The 18187-nt window shown below is 37.7% G+C and carries 13 protein-coding genes; 11 read left to right on the forward strand and 2 right to left on the reverse strand.

Going from position 1 to position 18187, the window contains the following annotated elements; genetic code table 11:
• The 7 genes from AB4160_RS01725 to AB4160_RS01755 form a co-directional block, all read left to right on the forward strand.
• Positions 1–2319 (forward strand): tandem-95 repeat protein (locus tag AB4160_RS01725; RefSeq protein WP_372003410.1); only part of this gene is annotated, 2319 nt, incomplete at its 5' end.
• Positions 2320–2503: 184 nt separating this feature from the next.
• Positions 2504–2827, forward strand: a complete 324-nt coding sequence (locus AB4160_RS01730; protein WP_102438343.1) for an Hpt domain-containing protein — start codon at positions 2504–2506, stop codon at positions 2825–2827.
• A 43-nt stretch (positions 2828–2870) separates the two neighbouring features.
• Positions 2871–4220 (forward strand): HlyD family type I secretion periplasmic adaptor subunit, encoded by a 1350-nt coding sequence (locus AB4160_RS01735; RefSeq protein ID WP_372003412.1) that lies wholly within the window; start codon positions 2871–2873, stop codon positions 4218–4220.
• A 2-nt stretch (positions 4221–4222) separates the two neighbouring features.
• Positions 4223–6454, forward strand: coding sequence for a response regulator (locus AB4160_RS01740; protein ID WP_102520556.1), 2232 nt, complete (start codon positions 4223–4225; stop codon positions 6452–6454).
• On the forward strand, positions 6451–7827 hold the full coding sequence (locus AB4160_RS01745) for a TolC family protein (RefSeq protein WP_372003414.1): 1377 nt from the start codon (positions 6451–6453) through the stop codon (positions 7825–7827). Before AB4160_RS01740 ends, AB4160_RS01745 begins: the two co-directional genes overlap by 4 nt.
• Complete coding sequence (locus AB4160_RS01750) at positions 7820–9430, forward strand: ABC transporter transmembrane domain-containing protein (protein WP_198589346.1); 1611 nt, start codon at positions 7820–7822, stop codon at positions 9428–9430. Before AB4160_RS01745 ends, AB4160_RS01750 begins: the two co-directional genes overlap by 8 nt.
• Before the next feature lie 3 nt (positions 9431–9433).
• The gene (locus AB4160_RS01755; protein WP_102438353.1) at positions 9434–11593 is read left to right on the forward strand and encodes an ATP-binding cassette domain-containing protein; all 2160 of its coding nucleotides are present in this window, start codon (positions 9434–9436) and stop codon (positions 11591–11593) included.
• Between the two features lie 167 nt (positions 11594–11760).
• Here the strand turns inward: AB4160_RS01755 and AB4160_RS01760 are convergent, their stop codons facing one another.
• Entirely contained in the window at positions 11761–14175 is a 2415-nt protein-coding gene (locus AB4160_RS01760; protein ID WP_372003416.1) for an ATP-binding protein, read from the reverse strand.
• Between the two features lie 413 nt (positions 14176–14588).
• Between AB4160_RS01760 and AB4160_RS01765 the strand changes: the two genes are divergently transcribed.
• Positions 14589–15038 (forward strand): SMI1/KNR4 family protein, encoded by a 450-nt coding sequence (locus AB4160_RS01765; protein ID WP_102476887.1) that lies wholly within the window; start codon positions 14589–14591, stop codon positions 15036–15038.
• 133 nt (positions 15039–15171) lie between these two features.
• Here AB4160_RS01765 and AB4160_RS01770 read toward each other — a convergent pair whose 3' ends face one another.
• Complete coding sequence (locus tag AB4160_RS01770) at positions 15172–15399, reverse strand: hypothetical protein (protein WP_133126443.1); 228 nt, start codon at positions 15397–15399, stop codon at positions 15172–15174.
• A 280-nt stretch (positions 15400–15679) separates the two neighbouring features.
• Between AB4160_RS01770 and AB4160_RS01775 the strand changes: the two genes are divergently transcribed.
• From AB4160_RS01775 to AB4160_RS01785, 3 genes are all read left to right on the forward strand, one after another.
• Entirely contained in the window at positions 15680–16402 is a 723-nt protein-coding gene (locus AB4160_RS01775; RefSeq protein ID WP_303445951.1) for a hypothetical protein, read from the forward strand.
• A gap of 222 nt (positions 16403–16624) precedes the next feature.
• Positions 16625–17281, forward strand: a complete 657-nt coding sequence (locus AB4160_RS01780) for a hypothetical protein (protein WP_102438362.1) — start codon at positions 16625–16627, stop codon at positions 17279–17281.
• A 439-nt stretch (positions 17282–17720) separates the two neighbouring features.
• Positions 17721–18080 (forward strand): group 1 truncated hemoglobin, encoded by a 360-nt coding sequence (locus AB4160_RS01785; protein WP_102438364.1) that lies wholly within the window; start codon positions 17721–17723, stop codon positions 18078–18080.
• Positions 18081–18187 lie beyond the last annotated feature (107 nt).

Consider the following 18187-nt stretch of genomic DNA (forward strand, 5'->3'; position numbering starts at 1 on the left):
ACTGCTGAAACCACCGCAGGCATTACTACACTGGCGGTTAATGACGCACCTGTAGTTGATGGCAATGTCGCTTACTCAGTGGACGAAGATGGTGTTATTACGGTCACGCAAGAGCAGTTACTGGCTAATGCCAGTGACATCGATGGTGATGAGTTAACTGCTAGTAATTTAGCTGTTAATGGTAATGGCAGTGTGGTTGATAACGGTAATGGCACATTCTCCATTACACCAGATCCAGATTACAACGGCGATTTAGGGCTGACATTTGATGTTTCAGATGGTGAAGCAACTGTTTCTGCCGCAATGGATTTAACAGTAAATCCAATTAATGATTTACCGACAGCACCTACTATCAATCTAGAGGGTACTGAAGACGTCAGCATAACCATTGACCCTAACTATATCCTTTCACAGGCAAGTGATATCGATGGTGATAATCTGACGTTAGATAATCTATCGGTTCGTCAACCTGCCAACTCATCACTAACACAGAATCAGGATGGTACTTATAACCTCATTACTCCTGAGCACTTCAATGGCTTAATAGAATTAAGTTATACCATTTCTGATGAAACTGGAGAGGAAGTTGAAGGTGAATTGGCAATGGATATCATCCCAGTGGATGATTCACCATTCCAAAATGGTAATGCGCATCTGACTATTCAAGAAGATGGCGACATAACCTTTAGCGAAGCTGATTTATTAGCCTTATTCGGTGATGTTGACAGCTCACTAACCATTTCGAAAGTGGTTACCGCAGATGGTGAGGAGGCTGACGGCAGTATTACTGACAATGGTGATGGAACCTGGACCTTTAGCCCGACAGGTGATTTTGCTGGTACCGCAGGTTTGCAGATCGTCGCAACAGATGGAAATAGTGAAGCAACGGTCGACTTACCTATTTATATTCGACCTGTAGCTGACGGTACTGTTATTACCACAGCTCATGAAGGGCCACTTGTTTTTGCTGAAGATAGCACGGGTCATTTCTCACTTAATGTTGAAATGCTTGATGCATCAGAAACAATGGAAAGTCTTGTGATGACAGGCTACCCAGTAGGCTTCGTAGTGAGTGATGGCACCAATACCATGACTATCACTGAAGAAGGGCAGGTTGTTGATATAACCCAATGGAATCTTGAAGACTTATCAATGACGCCACCAGAAGACTACAACGGTAATTTCTTTGTCACAGTATCTTCAGTTACTTTAGATGTTGGCGATGAAAGTTCAGTAGAGGATGACAGTCCATTATTGAACGATGTGCCACATGAAGAAGCATTTGCCATGAATGATGATGGTTACGTACTTTTAGAGGCCAGCGATTTATTGGAATCTCAAGGTTTAGATTCAGAGGCTGTCAATGTTGAAAGCGTGAGTTATTCAGGTGAAGAAGGAGTATTGATAGACAACGATAATGAGACATGGACATTCTGGTCAGATCCTGATTATCAAGGACCGGTCACTGTCGATTTTACCGTAGATGACGGCACATCTCATTCGGTTGATTTTGAAATATCGGCAATAAACACAGAGGCAGCAGTAGATAATATTGCCGAGGCAAGTATCGAAGCGCCAGCTGCAACAATCGTAACTGTTGATGAGTTACTTGAAAATGTAGAAGGTATAGAAGGTGATAATTTAACTGTTTCAAACGTGCAGGCAGAAAATGCAGTCGTTATCGATTTACTTGATGGTAGCTATAGTGTTGAGCAAGATACTGATTCACAAGGTTCTTTAGACTTAACTTACAGTGTCAGTAATGGCACAGATACAGTCGATAGCTCAATAACCCTTGGCTCTGCAGTAGGGAATGAATCTGAAGATTATGACTATACAGCAGCACCTGGTGGCAGTGTAAATGTATTCATACCAACAGATATCAGCTCAAACAGTGAAGTCGACCATGTGATTATTTCTGGTTTACCAGAAGGTGTTTCGCCTCAGTCAGGTATAGAGCAAGGAGACAGTGAATACTTAATTGCTGGGGACTTATGTCAACCAGTCAAGCTAGAAATACCAGAAAACTTTAGCGGTGATATTAATATGGACATGAGTGGTGTTAATAGCATGGATCAACCAATTGATGGAGCAGCAACGTCTATTATCATTGACGTTAATTCCTCTTATGAAATGGATGGCTCAAGTGCTGATACGCAACAATTAATCACAGGCTCTGATGATAGTAATGCAGGTGATTGGACTTCAGGTGATAACACCGATCTCGGTATTGACGTTATGGATGACAGCGCCAGCTTTGATGATAGCGCTCATACAACAACAGAGGATGACTCAACGACATTGGCTGATTCAATATAAATCACGATTAAATATTTACAGTGATAATACGTTAAAGTGCAGGTATCTTTATAAAATATATGTTTTTTATAGAGATATCTGGATTTTAAACTAAAGTTATTATTAGGGATTATTAAATCGTAATTACACAGTACCTAAGTCGTCAATTTAGGTGGTGTTAACCAAGTCAAAATGAGTTTTAAATATGATAAATATAACAGCGTTAAGTGACATGTTTGATGGTGATACAGAGTGCGTAAAAGAGCTATTAGGTTTGTATTTAGAGTGCAATGCTGATGCCGCAACAACCATTGAGGCGCATTATAGTACTCAGGATACAGAGGCGCTTTTTCATGTTTTTCATACCTTATCAGGTTCTTTGTCTAACTTGTGCGAAGAAGATGCTGTTCCATTGATTAGGGAGGCCGAGGGGATAAGTAAAAAGGGCGAAATGCCAAGCAGGCAGCAAATAGATGTAATACAGCAACACCTATCAAAAATTGCTGAGCAGGTTAGCCTTTCCGTTTAAAAAAATTTATTTCATTGACATAACAAGGTAGTGATGGAGATAAATGAAAGGTAAAGATAATCTTGAGCAAAACTTTGAAGACATCATCGAGGAGTCTATTAACAGTGTTCATTCTGATAGCTCTAGCGTATTAATAGCTAAAAACAGCAGTAATAGTTCACAAAAAGTTTCCTCGGTTGCATTTGTCTTTTTCTTTATTTTATTGATATGGGGCTCACAAGCAGAGCTTGAAATTACTGTGGCCACAAGAGGGGAAATACTTCTAAACTCAGATATCGAAAAAGTGCAACACTTAGAAGGAGGGATACTTGAAAAACTCTATGTCGCCCCTGGCGATATTGTTTACAAAGGCCAAAAAATTGCACAATTAAGATCAAAAGATAAGCTTGGTGATCTTGCTGTTAATCTTTTTGAAATCAATCAGCTTAGGATAGAGCTAATAAAATACGAATCTTTAATATCCCAACAAGAACCCGACTTTTCAGCCTTTAAAGACTATCCACAAACGCTCAAAATACAGCAAGAGCAATGGCGAGAAGAGAATAGCAAAAATGTAACCAGTGATGATTTAATGGAGCATGATATTGCCCATAAAACGGTGATCATCGACTCTATGAAACAGCGAATACTTTCTTCTACAGCCCAGTTAAACATAATTAAAAAGCAACTCGCCATAAAAGAGCAATTGTATAAAGAAGAAATGGCGTCATATACCGACGTGCTTAATATGCAAGTGCAAGAAATGAATATGCTGCGTGAAATTGAAAATTTAGAGGAGTCAGTAGTTAATGAAGGTTTTTTATTAACTCGTCTCACCAAGCTACTGGAAAACACCAAGTTTATTAGGGATAGCGAATATCGAACCAAGGTTGTTGCGCTAGACAAAGAGCTTTCAATAAAGTCAAAAATGCTGCCATCGATTTCAGATAAAGTGGATCGCTTGTTTGTTTATTCACCGGTAGACGGTACAGTAGATAAGCTTAATTATAATTATATCTCTGCCATTATATCGCCAGGGGATAGCATTGCTGATATCACGCCGTTAAATAATGCTTTACGAGCTGAGATAAAAATAGCCCGCAAAGACATAGGTTTTATCGTTAAAGGCCAAAAAGTAAAACTAAAGCTTGATGCCTATAATTTTGCTAAATACGGTGTTATCGATGCGGTGATTTCATCTATCTCGAGAGGATCATACGAAGAAAAAGAAGAAGAATTTTTTCTAGCCGAACTCACAATCAATAAAAATTATTTAGAAAATAAAGGGGTTAAGTACCACTTAGCACCATATATGGAATTTACTGCAGATGTAAAAACAGGCAGTAGAAAAATTATTGATTATGCTCTTAAACCTATAATGGCTGCGTTAGAAGAGTCGTTTAATGAGCGTTAAACATGAATGTAAAATATAATAATAATGCGCTAAAAATTAAAATTGCTTTTGCTATTGTGCTGATATTAACTCTCGGCCAGGTGGTTTATTCACTAAAAAATACCGTTTCTGGTCAGAAGCCTGCCGTCACGGCTAATCAAGATGCACTCATTAACACCTCAAACAATATCGTCGATCAACTTGAAATATTAAATGCCACCCTCTCCTTATGCGAAGTAGGGCGCTCACCATGTAATAAGGCTCAAATTTCTGTTTTGACGCAGCAAATTGCTAAAGACGTACAGTCTTTCATTTCTATCGCATCTACTGAAAAAAAACTTATATCCCTTGCTGGTCTGTTAAAGTTTGACTACGTTAACTTATATGTAAAAAAGTATAATGATCATAAAGATATCAATACATTAAAACTTGATATCGAAGGAAGTTTAGCAGAAGTTAGTGATATTTCAGCTAACCTAAATCAAAAATTAGCAGCTGATATAAAGCAAAATTCACAATCCCAAATGGCGATATTTTTTGCCATCAATACCGCCATATTTGGTTTTTTTGTGTTTGGCTGGTACCTGATAAGGAAGCAAATTCGATACACAGTAAAAGAAAAGAGCAGATTATCGCAGTCGTTTCATCATATTTTAGGTGACGTTAAAACCCTCAATCATAGTTCTCTAAAGCATCGCTTATCAGATATTGACTCAAGCTCAGATGAAAAAAAAATCTACTCCATGCTGCTGTTTAGTTTTGAAAAGTTAGAGCAGCAAATGAGTAAAACTGACTTATACCAAAGGCTGTATAACTTATTAGGTTATGAAATTAGAGGCATAACTAACACCATACACGGGGGCATTGATCTACTGGTCAATAAAGAGAATGTTCAAGAGGTTTTACAGGCCAAAGAGATCACCACTGCGACCAGAACATTAGAAAACCTTGCTGAAAATTTTAATTTACTTTCAACAGTAGAGTCATCTTCTAGCACAAAGTTGGTCGATTTTTACAATTTAATTAGTGAATTAGTAGTACTACTATCAACAAAATCTAAGCAACAAAATAAACTTATAGAATGTTACGTCGCAAATACTATTCCCTTATCCTTTTATGGTCATCATACTGGTTTATTTTGGCTTTTGCTGATGCAAATTTCCGAAACAATCTCCAGTTCCAACTGTCGTAACGTACTGTTTTCTTTAAGTTGCAGCTCGGCAACAAGGGTTGAGAAGTTACAGATTAATATTGATCTATACCTCTATGATCAAGATATACCCTCCATGGAGCATATCGAAAATTTAGCTTGGGGTGTCGTACCTAAAAAAGACATAACCAACAAGGCATTGGTTAAAACATTACTCAATCAAATAAAAAAATATCATGTCATTCAAAAAAATATTGATGACATATCAAGAGTGCGGATCTCTTTTGATGTCACCCCTGTTGATTATCAGACTGAAAATAACCAGCTCTACGGCAGAACGCTGCTAATTTGTGGTGCATCTTATATGCAAGTTGATGTGATTGAACAAATGCTAACAGATCAAGGGGCTAAAGTGATTATTGCCCGCACCGGCAATGAATTATTTCAATCTATAAAGGAGCTTTCACCCCAAGATGGCATCATCTTAACCAATACTATTCAGGGGGTAAATTTACAGTCATTTTGTAAAATATTAAAGGCGAGGCTGAATAAGAAAGTGATCAAAATATTCTTGTCGTTATCATCCTCAAATATCGATGAGAAGCTCTACGAACATGTTGATCATGTCTTTTATCACCCTTGTCCACCCAGTGATTTTATCGCCCATATTGTTGAGCATATAAATAAAGACGAAGACGCAGCGGTAGATGAAAAATCAGAAAAAATATTAATCGTTGAAGATGATAGGTTGCAGCAATTTATCTTGAAGAAAATACTCACTGATTTAGGTTTTGATTGTGATACGGCTAATGATGGTAAAGAAGCCATTGAGTCAGTCAAAGTGGGCGATTATAAAACGGTGTTTATGGATTGTATTATGCCTAATCTTGATGGTTTAGAGGCGACATCAAGGATCAGACAGAGTGACAATGAAAATAATCTGCCTGACAGGGTCATCATCGGTGCGACCGCTTTAACCAGTAACGATGAACATCAAAAATGTATCAGTGCGGGCATGGATTATGTCATCCATAAGCCCTATAAAAAAGATGAGATTTTTAATGTATTAAGAAAGTATCTAGCAATTAATAAGGCGAATAAATGAAGATTATTAAATTCGCTTTAATACTGTTGTGTGTTGTTAATGCTGCTTCTACAAGGGCATCAGAGCTATCTTTGTTAATTGATCAGGCATTGAGGAATAATTATCAGATTATCAGTTCTGAGTTTGAATTAGTGTCTTCAGAATATGATCTACAAAAAGGGACTTCGCCTTTCTTACCAACCGTGAATATTCAGGCAAATTCCACTTGGAATGAATCTAAAACCACCTACCCTAACCCTGATGATGGCAGTCGTACCGATAATGACTATAACAGTAATGGTTACAGTTTATCCTTGTCACAGGTATTACTGGATTACTCTATCGTATATGACTACGACTTGAGCAAGTTAGAGTTACAAATAAATGAAATAAAACATAATAAAATTCTCAATGATATTATCATCAAGGTGGTTGAAAATTATTTCTCTTATTTAAAATTCAAAGCGCAGCATAAAGCCACCAAAGCGGAGCTAAAGTCATCTCAAGCACGCCTAGAGCAAATTAGTAGAAACAATGAGCTGGGTAATGTGGCCAAAACAGATGTTTATGAGGCCTATGCTAAGAAGGAGCAAAATGCAAAAAGCTTGGCAAGCATTGAAAAAGACATCAGGATTTCTCTAATCAAGCTCAATTCTACAACCCAAACAAAGCTCGAACCTAAGTTTGATATCCAATTAAATCAGCACTATCAACAGATCCCATCAAGAAGCAAAAGTAAGCTTAAAAAAAACTTAGCCCATAAAAACTACGACATTATTATTTCACAATACAATATCACAAAATCAGAAACCACATTGGATAAAACCAAATCAGGCTTTTACCCCACCATTTCAGCGTCGGCAAATTATAGTGTCAATGATAGCAATAATAATGTTGAAACCTATAACGATGATATCAGCTACTCTTTAAATATAAATGTTCCCATAATGAGTGGTGGCTCCACTTATTATGAATATCAAAAAAATAAGAATAAAATATTCCAGAGTATCGCTAACCATAGGCAATCAATTGATGACGCAGGAGTTGAATTTGATGAGTTGATTTATCAAATTAATGACAATGTCACATCAATTAATTTGTTGCGGAAAATTATTATATCGAACTACTCAGTTTATAAAGGAACGCAAAAAGCTTATAAAATCGGAACTAAAACATTAACGGATTTACTTTCTTCAGAGTCAAATTTATACAACAGTATTCGTGATTTTTATTCTAATCAATATGATTACATCATCAATATGACTAAGTTTGACGCCTTACTCGGCCCAGTTGACCTTAATATTCTTAGTGCATTATCAAATAGTATGGTGCCGATACAGAATAATTTTGATTTGGAAGTGCTTGAAAAGTTGAAAAAGGAAGCTGATGAATAAATTATCCTATATTCCTAAACTGTCGATAATCGACTTAGTTTTTCTATTCACTTCAAGTATTCTGACGACCTTACTTGGGTTGGTGCTACCATTTGCAATTTTGATTATCTTTGACCGGGTACTGCCAAATCAAGCAACTTCCACTTTGTATTTTATCTATTCAATTATTTTAATAGCGATAATTTTAGATTACAAAGTGAAAGCATTAGAAGAAACCCTTATTGCTGATATTGGTAATAAGTTTGAAAGAAAAATCACCAATCAACTGTTTCAGGCGGTATGTCATGCCAATATCACCCGTTTTAAAAAGCTTGAAGTCGGTGAATACTTAGAACGACTCAATACGATCCCCAGCTTAAAATCCTATTTTAGTGGCGACTTAGTGTCATCTTTTATCAATATATTTACTTGTATTGTGACCATAGTCGTACTGGCGGTCATTAATCTGAATACCGGTATTATCATCAGTGTAGCGTCATTATTTCTATTTATTATTGCCTATTTTTCAACAAGTAAAAAAGTGCAGTTATTAGAAACCAAGTCGACTATTGAGGGGATTACAAACTCTAAAATAATCGAGATTGTGTCATATCCACTGGATATTAAAAGTCGCACCATGGAATACCGAGTTGAAAACTTGATGAATAACATGATCGAACAACGAGAGCATTTCAGTACTAAATTTGAAAGACAGGAATCAAATTTTGCCTTAATTCTTTCTTTGGTGCAGCAGCTTTCAGTGGCGGTAGTGGTAATTAATGGTGCCCTTAGCGTGATCGCAACAGAAATGAGCCAAGGGGTGATGGCGGCTATTATTTTATTAACTAACCGCTATTTTGGCCCGTATCAGCAAGCGATGAGAACTATGGGACAATGGAAAATCAATAAAATTTATATTGATCGCTTGAATGAAATGTTGCTGATGGAAAATACCAATAAAGCGGCTTGCACCTCACCTGAGTCTGCTGCCGGGCAAGAGCCTAACACTAGCTCTGGTTCAAGTGTGTTGGCCAGTGATAAAGCTAACGAAGCGTTATTAGCCTACAACAGTAGGATCCCCAAGATAATTTTTAATAATCGAGAAATCTCTTTTACTAAGGGAAAAATAACCCTACTAAAAGGCAAGTCGGGTAGTGGTAAAACCCGGTTAATTGAGCGCATTGTACAAAAATCTCAAGAAGAGAATATCGATGCTAACCTTGTTGTAACTATAGATAAAAACAGCAGTTTTATTGAAGGGACTATCATAGATAATATCACTTGTTTTAGGCCGCAATTACATAAGGCGGCATATTCTCTTTGTGAAGCTTTATCAATAAAAGAAGATATCGACCAACTCAAACTCGGTTTTTTTACTGAGCTCAGTAGCGGTAATAGTAAAGTATTTTCTCGTCAGGTTTCTTTTTTATTACTTATTGTAAGAGCACTATTAAATAACAAGTTGGTTATTATTATTGATGATTTTGATCTTGTTTACGATAAAGAAGTGGCCATTAATTTGCTCTCTTGTTTGAGGCCCCGCACCGGAAAATACTCCTTTGTCATAGTGAGTAATAAAATCACCAATACTGACACCCTGGTTGAAACGATTACATTGGGTTAAAAAATGGATACTTTAATAGCATTTGATGAGCTTAACGAAAGACTAGAGCACTTTAAGCATGGTGAGTATCAGCAGCGCTTTGAACAAACGCCATTATTAAATGGCATAGCCTATGCGTTGATTGCATTAGAGTGGGAAGGGACCCCCAGTATTTTATCCGATGTCTTTATTCATCATGACAACCACCTTAGCGCATTTAAAGCCACATTAACCAGAGTTGGCTATGAGTGTCTAAGCATTGATATAAAAACAAAAGATCAATTACACGAGGTCACATGTCCGGCCTTTATTTCGCTAAAACATCAAAATTATATTTTACTCAGTTATAACGATAAAACCTGCTTCTTATATGATTATGAAAATGACAATATTTTCGAATATGTGTTTGATCCCAGCGGCGAGTTTGTCGCATCGATCTGTTACATATCAAGTTACTCTCGGTTATTTCGAGAACCGCCGCCAGAGTCTCAAGATAAAAAGAATTGGATTAAATATTCGTTTTATCGATATAACGCAGAATTTAAAGATCTCATTAAACTGAGTTTAGGGATCAACTTGTTGGGCGCCCTGCAGCCTTTTTTTATTATGAGTGTATATAATTTTGCCTTAAGTGCAGGCTCGATTTCTACCTTATTGTGGCTTTCAGCAGGGGCTGTGATGGTCGCTTGTTTCGAATATATTTTGAAAAAGCAGCGTATGGAAATTCTAGCAACCTCAGGCAAAGAGCTCTCTTGTTATATTTCTTACAGTGTTTTGTCTAAACTGCTGTGGCTGCCCTATGCGATGACATCAAGTGCTGGTACATCTTCACAGTTAGCCAGACTCAAAGATATTGACCAATTTAGGCAGTTAGTGACAGCTGAATCAAGCTTAAGCTACTTTGATTTACCTTTTATCTTTATTTTTATCATTGCCATAGTCATCATGTCTGGCACCGCGGCGATAACCGTAATATCTGGTATTTTAGTCATGGTGGGCTTTTGTGTGTATGGCCGCTACATCTATTCAAAATCGGCTTCTCAAAGTTCTAGAGCCAATGCGATGGTTTCTTATCAGTGGAATGAAATATTATCCAATACCTCCTCAATTCAAGGGTTACCATTAATTTCGGTATTAAAATCACGCTTTAATTCAGCGTTAATACAACGATTAAGCGATTCACACCAAGTTAGTACCACTAACAGCAAAGTGCAGAGTATGGGTGGTAGTTTGATTCAAATTATCGGCATCACCAGTATTGTCACCGCGGTGTCAGGCGTGATGGAAGGCACGACAGATGCAGGTGCTATGTTGGCGATTATCATTTTAGTGTGGAAGGCACTAACGCCAATTATGGGGATTTATAATTCCTTAGCCAAAATAGATACTATTAAAGCTTCAACGGGGCAAATTAATGCGCTAATGTCACTAGATGATGACCGCAATAAAATGGAGAAAAGCTCGCCATTAAATCAATTTCAGGGACAGTTAGAAGTCACCGGGCTAACCCATCGTTATACGGGGCTTTCAAAAGGGTTAACTAACTTATCTTTTCGTGTTGGCAAAGGCCAGAAAGTGTCAGTTTGTGCGCCTTCTGGGGTAGGTAAAACCACGTTAATGAACCTTTTAGGGGGGATTGAAACCCGTTTTCAAGGTCAAATCACGCTAGATAATTATAATATTACCCAGTTTAATAGCTTCAAATATAGAAATAGCATCTGCTATATCCCCTTTGACTTTCATTTATACCAAGGGTCAATTCTGGCTAATTATCGGCTTTATAATGGCTATGTTGATGAAGACCATATCGATAAAATGATCAGCTTTTTTCATTTAGAAAAATACTTGCCAGAAGGTAAGTCAACACTGATCACCAGCGGATTAATCAAAAGCTTACCAGATGGTATTTTAAGAAAAATAAAGCTGATGATTGGTATTGGTAGTTGTCAGCAAAAATTTCTTATTATTGATGAGCCATTTGTCGGCTCAGAAAAAGAAAATAGCCATTATTTAACTTCGCTTTTTTCTAGCTATTTAAAGAAATGCACAGTGATCTATACCAGCAATGAGAAGGCCATGGTGGCAACATCAGATCTGTGTTTACTGCTGGATGAAGAGGGGGCGCAGAAGTTTTTTGGTACGCCTGATAAGGTCTTATCAGCGGCGTCTAAAATATTGTATTAAAGGCCGTAGCCTTTGCAGATGGTATTCGCTTCAACAGGGTCTAAGGAGGCTACTTTTAATCCCCCTTTTTCATCAGTCAAATTTGGTAGTGTATTCTTGTAGTGGGCTTTTAATTGAGCTTAGCTGTGAATTGAGTTTTGCTATAAATAAAGCACAGATAAAAGACATCAAATAAATTTAGTGAGCTTTTCTACCAGAATTTCGCGTCTAAAGGGTTTAGGTAAATAATCGTTCATGCCCACATCGTAACACTTTTGAATATCATCATCTAAAATTGAAGCGGTTAAGGCTATGATAACCACAGGCTCTGAGCCTTCTACCTTTTCAAAAGCGCGTATGGCCTCAGTGGCTTCAAAGCCTGTCATAACTGGCATCATACAATCCATCAGTATCAATTCGATGTTTTTATGGTGACGTTTATATATTTCTAGCGCTTCGCCACCATGGTTGGCAATTTTGTAATTTATTCCTAATTTTTTTAAGTTAATTTCAACCACTTTCTGATTAATTTTATTATCTTCCACCAGCAAAATAAGTTTGTCACTTTTCATCGTCGCTTGAGTGCTTTCAATGTCAGCAGTAACTGATCTTGTGACGGTTTTCAGTAAGGTATCTAATCTAAGCCCTAACAATGGGATTGTGACGTAGCCAGAAATGGATTCGCCAAAGTCATCCTTGCTATCATTGTTATGACGAGATAGCACCACAGGCAAGTTTGGGTAAGCTTTAGTTATGTTAATGATGTCAGAGGCTTTAGTCGTGGGAGTTTGCTTGAGCAGTAATACTGCACTGTCTGATATTGATTCAGGCAGCTCATCAAAGGCCTTAAGTAAGATGACAGGGTAGTTAAATTCATCCAAATTTTGCAGTAACAGGGTTTCATGCTCGTTAGCACAGTAATAAATGGTTTGAGCTGGCTTAGCAGGGGCTGTATGGGCCTGCTTGTCTAAAATCAAATTGAAATAAAACTCTGAGCCGACTCCTTTGGTTGAGTTGATTTCAATTTTACTGCCCATCATTTGAACCATTTTTGCTGAAATAGCCAGCCCTAAACCTGTGCCACCAAATTCAGTAGAGGTGCTATTGCTTTCTTGTTTAAATTCTTCAAATACCTGACTTTGTTTGTCCTCATCTATTCCAATACCAGTATCTCTTACTGAGAAATATAAATTAACCTTATGGTCTTGGGCGCTTTTTAATGGCTGTTGTCGCAAGGTAAATTGCACTGAACCTGAGCTGGTAAACTTAATCGCATTTGATGCCAGATTCATCAAAATTTGTCTTAGCTTTTGCTCATCGGCACGGATTAACGTCGGTATTTGTGCATCCATATCGATACGCAATTCGATATCTTTTTGCTGTGCCTTGGGGGCGATAAGGGCTGCTGTATCGTAGATAACTTCTTTTATGGCGCAAGTGTGAACATTAATATCAAACTTGCCCGATTCAATTTTGGAGAGGTCTAAAATATCATTGATAAGCATTAATAGTGTTTGAGAGGATGCATTTATCGTCGCTAAATAGTCTTTTTGCATGGCGTTTAAATTAGAGTCTGTGAGGATCTCGGTCATGCCAATAATGCCATTTAACGGAGTACGTATTTCGTGGGACATATTCGCGAGAAACGAGCTTTTAGCCCGATTGGCCTTTATTTCATCTTGCTTAGCGTCAATCAGTTCTTCTTCAAGTTGATGGCTGGCAATGTTGACCGTATATAAGGTTATAAAGATAAGTAAGCATAATAATAAGGCAAGCAGATAATCATACAATAAGTAATTTTTAATTTTCTCATCTATCATGCTTGGAAGTTGATTAAATAACCCATCAAGCTCCTCTTCAACCTGTTGAATCGAGGCGCGAAGCTCACCTTGTAGCCCTGATTTATAGTCGTAGCCAAGCTTTTGATGTGCAGTTTGTAGCGTGAAAAATGCGTTTTTATAGGCTTCTAAATGGCGAGTAATGGATTTATCGATATTATTTCGGCCCAGAAGTGAGCCAAGCGTGTCAAATTGCTGCGTAATTTGTTCAAGCTGCTTTGGGGCAAAGCTGGAGAAAAACTCGAAAGTCTGCTGCTGAATATCAAGCTGTATCTGGTTTAATTCAGCATCATGACGCTGCAAAGCATCTTGCTCAAATGCCAGCTCCGCAAGCTTAAATCTGCCTTGATAACCAGGTTCAAGGTCATCTCCGTCAATCAAAAAGGTTTGCTTGCTAAGTTCGTTAAAGGTGTTGGTATAGCGGGCGACACTCTTGATACTGTCAAGGCCGTTAAAGTCTATTTGTAAGTCATGGGATATCAATATGCTATTGATATCCAGCAGTTGTTGCTCTAATAATCTTTCGCTGTAATTAAGCTGGGTGATGTATTGCTCTTCACGTCTTAGGATAAAATCCTTTTCCAATCGGCGAAGTTGTAAAAGGGTATTGGAGGCAAGCGATATCTTATTTTGAAACACTCCGAGCTCGTGTCGCTGTTGAATAGTTTTTTGATTGGCGATTAAAAAAAGTATCAAAATAATAAATATTGAAACCGCACCAACAGCCATTAACTGCTTAAGATTAAGTCGTGCAAAAGTTTTCATATCCATAAACCTTTAGTAATCCATTATCATTGCTAATCCTATCTAATAACTATAGTTGTAAATCATATTAATATCAGAAAACAAACAGAAAAAGATTGATAAAACACTGATAAAATCAAGCCATAGGTTAAGTTTATCAGTCACAGTACAAACAAAATGCAGCAGGTTTAGCTTACTCATACCTGCATTGTTTCAGGCTGACATGGGTAAGGCTTGAATATAATGAAAAACCTTGCCGTTTTTGGGGAAGCACATAGCGTGATACAGATTGCTAATCATCCAAAGCTTCAAGATACAAGTGGTCAACTAATATTAATTACAGTTAAACCGCGGACTTTTTGGGTTTCTCTGGTATTTTAGTCACAATTTTTTGGCCAGTATTCTGGCTTTAGTTGTTTTGGGAATATGTAGGCATGAATAGCATCGATCTATTTGTAAAAAACTGGGGCAGTAAAAATGCCATGGTGCCAATAAAGAGTCAGTTTATCGCTGAACTTGAAGCAAAACTGACGGCAGTGCTGCCAGACTCATATAAGTATTTAATCTCAACCTATGGCTTGGTGCACACCCCTAATGTATTGACAAAAATTTGCGATTTAGGTGTCGATATTTCTGAAGTGCAGGACTTTTTAAGCCTTGAAGATGTGGCGTTACTGTCCAACTTATATGAGATGAGCGGCATGCCAAAAGGGCATATTTTGTTTGCCTCTGATTGTAAGGGCAACATGTTTTGCTTTAAGCAAACCGAGTGTCAAACTCAGCAGCAAGATGTGGCTGTGTGGTTTTATAATCAAGGTTGGGGGACGGTTGAAAAGGTGTCTAATTCGTTCAGTGAATGGCTACAGCAGTTCAATGATCTTTAAAGCGGATTTATCACTAGCTAAGTTACTTATTGTATAGCTTCCAGTAGGTTAACTGTCTAAGTATATTGTTTTTAAGTGTAAGTTTCTGTTAGTGAAAAAACCGGCTTAAGTAATTAAGCCGGTTTTTTATGGATTATTTTTGTTTGCGTAACCAGTTCATTTGGTAAATAACAAAACTGATAAATACCATAAAAATGATTAAGAATGTTTTTTGCAATAAAGGGTCTTCTAATGATGTCACTATGGGGTCATCCATAGGGAAACGGGTCATAATCTCGGTGGCAGTAGGGATCAAATGAAATAGTATGGTTGCCGAAAAACAGAGGTTAACTAGATATTTATTCCACGATTCAAACAGCACTGTTTTATCAAGTACGATGCCAATAACAGCCGCTAATATGGTTAATGTAAGGCTCGAAGTATAAGACTCGAAGTTTAATTTTGGGGCATTTTTTGGCCACTGTGTTAATTCAGGCTAATTCATCAAGGACTCGATATCGAGTCCTTTTTTGTTGCTTTTTAGTCAGAATATTACTTTACATAAGCGGTATCGCAAAGCTATGTTTAAGCTATTGTTTGCTTGAAATTTAAACTGCACAGGCCTTGAGTTTAATTCAGATGACGCGATGCAAGGAGTGGTTGTGGACATAAAATTGAATATCAAATTATCTACATTCTGTATTACTCAGTTCTCAATAGTCACCCTGTTGGTTCTTGCTGGGCTCGCTGCCTATATTTATGCTCATATCACTGGACATGAATATGTATTGGGTTTCTTGCCGTTATTTGACGTAGGTAATGAGCAAAGCTTTCCGACTTATTTCTCGGTATTAAATTTACTATTAGCGTCAATATTGTTTTTTGTTTTATATCTATTTGAAAAAACCAATCATCATAAAGGCTTTAATTATTGGTTATATTTAGCAGTGCTATTTTTATTATTATCCTGTGATGAGAGCGTAGGGGTACACGAAAATTTTTCAAATATTCATGATTACCTTGCTGCGAAAGACATCATACCGGCCTTAATTAGCTCACACACATGGTTACCTTTTGGGGTGTTGTTTGTGTTTGTTGTAGGCGTCTCGCTAGTGCCATTTTTAAGATCATTATCAAAACAAAGCGCTTTTTATTTTGTACTTTCAGGGGGGATTTTTCTTACCGGGGCTATTGGTTTTGAATATCTAGGTGCTGTGATGTTAGAGCACGGATTAGTCGATTCCAAGGCTGACTTATTGTACAAACTGCGCCGAGTATTTGAAGAGGCGTTTGAAATGTATGGCATCGCAATATTAAACTGTGCTTTATATCGAGAGATGCTTAATAGAAAGCTTTGTTTGGCTATTCATCGCTCAGAATCATAAGCTATGATCTTCGCCGTAGAGTTGCACAGACTTTACCGGATTATAGTAAGAAAACTGTGAAAGCAGATTGATCGCTATAGGGTTTTTCCATTCATTCAAGTCACAAGAACACACAGCTAAAACCCCAAGCGCTAAAGTTTACTATCACCCAAGTTACGACTATAACTTAAGTAGTCGACTCTAATGGGTGAGCCTGCCAAAACGTTTAGGAAAAGTTTAAACATGAACATGCAGATAGTTTCTCAGGCTAAAAATCTCACCGGTTTCTTCTTTCTTCTCTATTTTTTACCCCTTGCCTTATTGCTATTTGTTATCCTCGCCAGTACCACAATGGATTTACCTTTTGGCATTTTTACCCGTGATCTCGCTGCGACGGCAGAAGTGAATCCTTTAACTGGGGTGACATCAAATGTTGGCGCTTTATTGTGGGCAGCTGCTGCGACCATATGCTTTTTAACTTGGGAGGTTTTTCGTCATCAGCCTAAAGAAAAGTGGTTCGCTGTATTTATGTTGTGTTCAGGCCTATTAACCACGCTGCTATTATGTGACGACTTTTTTATGCTGCACGATTATATTTTTCCGCGTTATTTAGCTATCAAAGAGAAGTTTTTTCTATTGGCTTACTTCAGTTTAATGTTTTGCTGGATGGTGGTTTTCAGAAAGTGCATCCTAAAAACGCAGTATCTAATTCTGCTGCTCGCCTTTGTTTTTTTTGCTTTGTCAGTGTTGGTTGATCAGTTTCAAACTCCAATCGAGGCCTTTATTGGTGACTCACGTATTTTGTTTGAGGATGGCTTTAAGCTGATTGGTATTGTTAGTTGGCTTGGCTATTTTTTTAAATGCTGTTTATTGAAAATAAACGAAAATATACTCGAGTAAGGGGGTTAATTAATTTCTTTGGCAGATTGGATTGATCTCTTAAGGTATTATGCAAGATGCAATTTTTATCAGCAGCTAACGTTGGCGCTTTAGGCTAAAACTAGCACCAAAACCTAGGCTGAAAACTAGCACTAAATCTTAGTGCTAAATCTTAGTGCTAAATCTTAGTGCTAAATCTTAGTGTTAATATAAAGTCTCAACGCGCTCTCTCAAAGCTCACCTAAAAGCTAGAAGTAAACCTAATTGAGTTTTGCCAACCTATAACCTTGCTCAATCAATAGTCCTATTTATTGAGTCGCAGCCCTCTCATTTCGCCATTTTAGCCTACAATTTATCAGTGCCCTTTAGGGCGAGTGGCGTGATATTTCTTCGTAATAAACTCGCTGTTAAATATTAAACGCCAATGTGATTCACCTGAATCAAAGCAAGGATATAGTTTATGAGTAATTCACTGTATGAACGACTTGGCGGCAGTGCTGGCATTGAGAGTATTGCAAATGACTTGGTCGATTTGCATATGGCCAACCCGACAATCTCCCCAAGATTTGCCAAATCAGATCCCGTAGCGCTAAAAAATGCCGCGGCGACATTTTTCATTGCAGGAACTGGCGGCCCAAGTGTGTATAAAGGCCAAGATATGCTCTCGGTACATAAAGGCATGAACATATCGGCGGCTGAATTTATGGCGGTACTGGATGATGCATTGCAGGCATTTGAAATGAATAATATTAGCCAGCGGGATCAAGAACAAGCGCTGTATATTTTGTACAGCATGCGATCTGATATCGTGTTGGTTTAGCTTGTTACTGCCCTAAATGGCTCACTTAACCCCGAGAGTAGGCTAAGTTAACCAGTTATTCAGGATCGACTTAGTCTCTTATCACTAATCTGTTAACGCAGACTTCA

Origin of the sequence: Shewanella sp. 10N.286.51.B8 (genome assembly GCF_041469325.1) — a bacterium.
Taxonomy (GTDB): Bacteria; Pseudomonadota; Gammaproteobacteria; order Enterobacterales; family Shewanellaceae; genus Shewanella.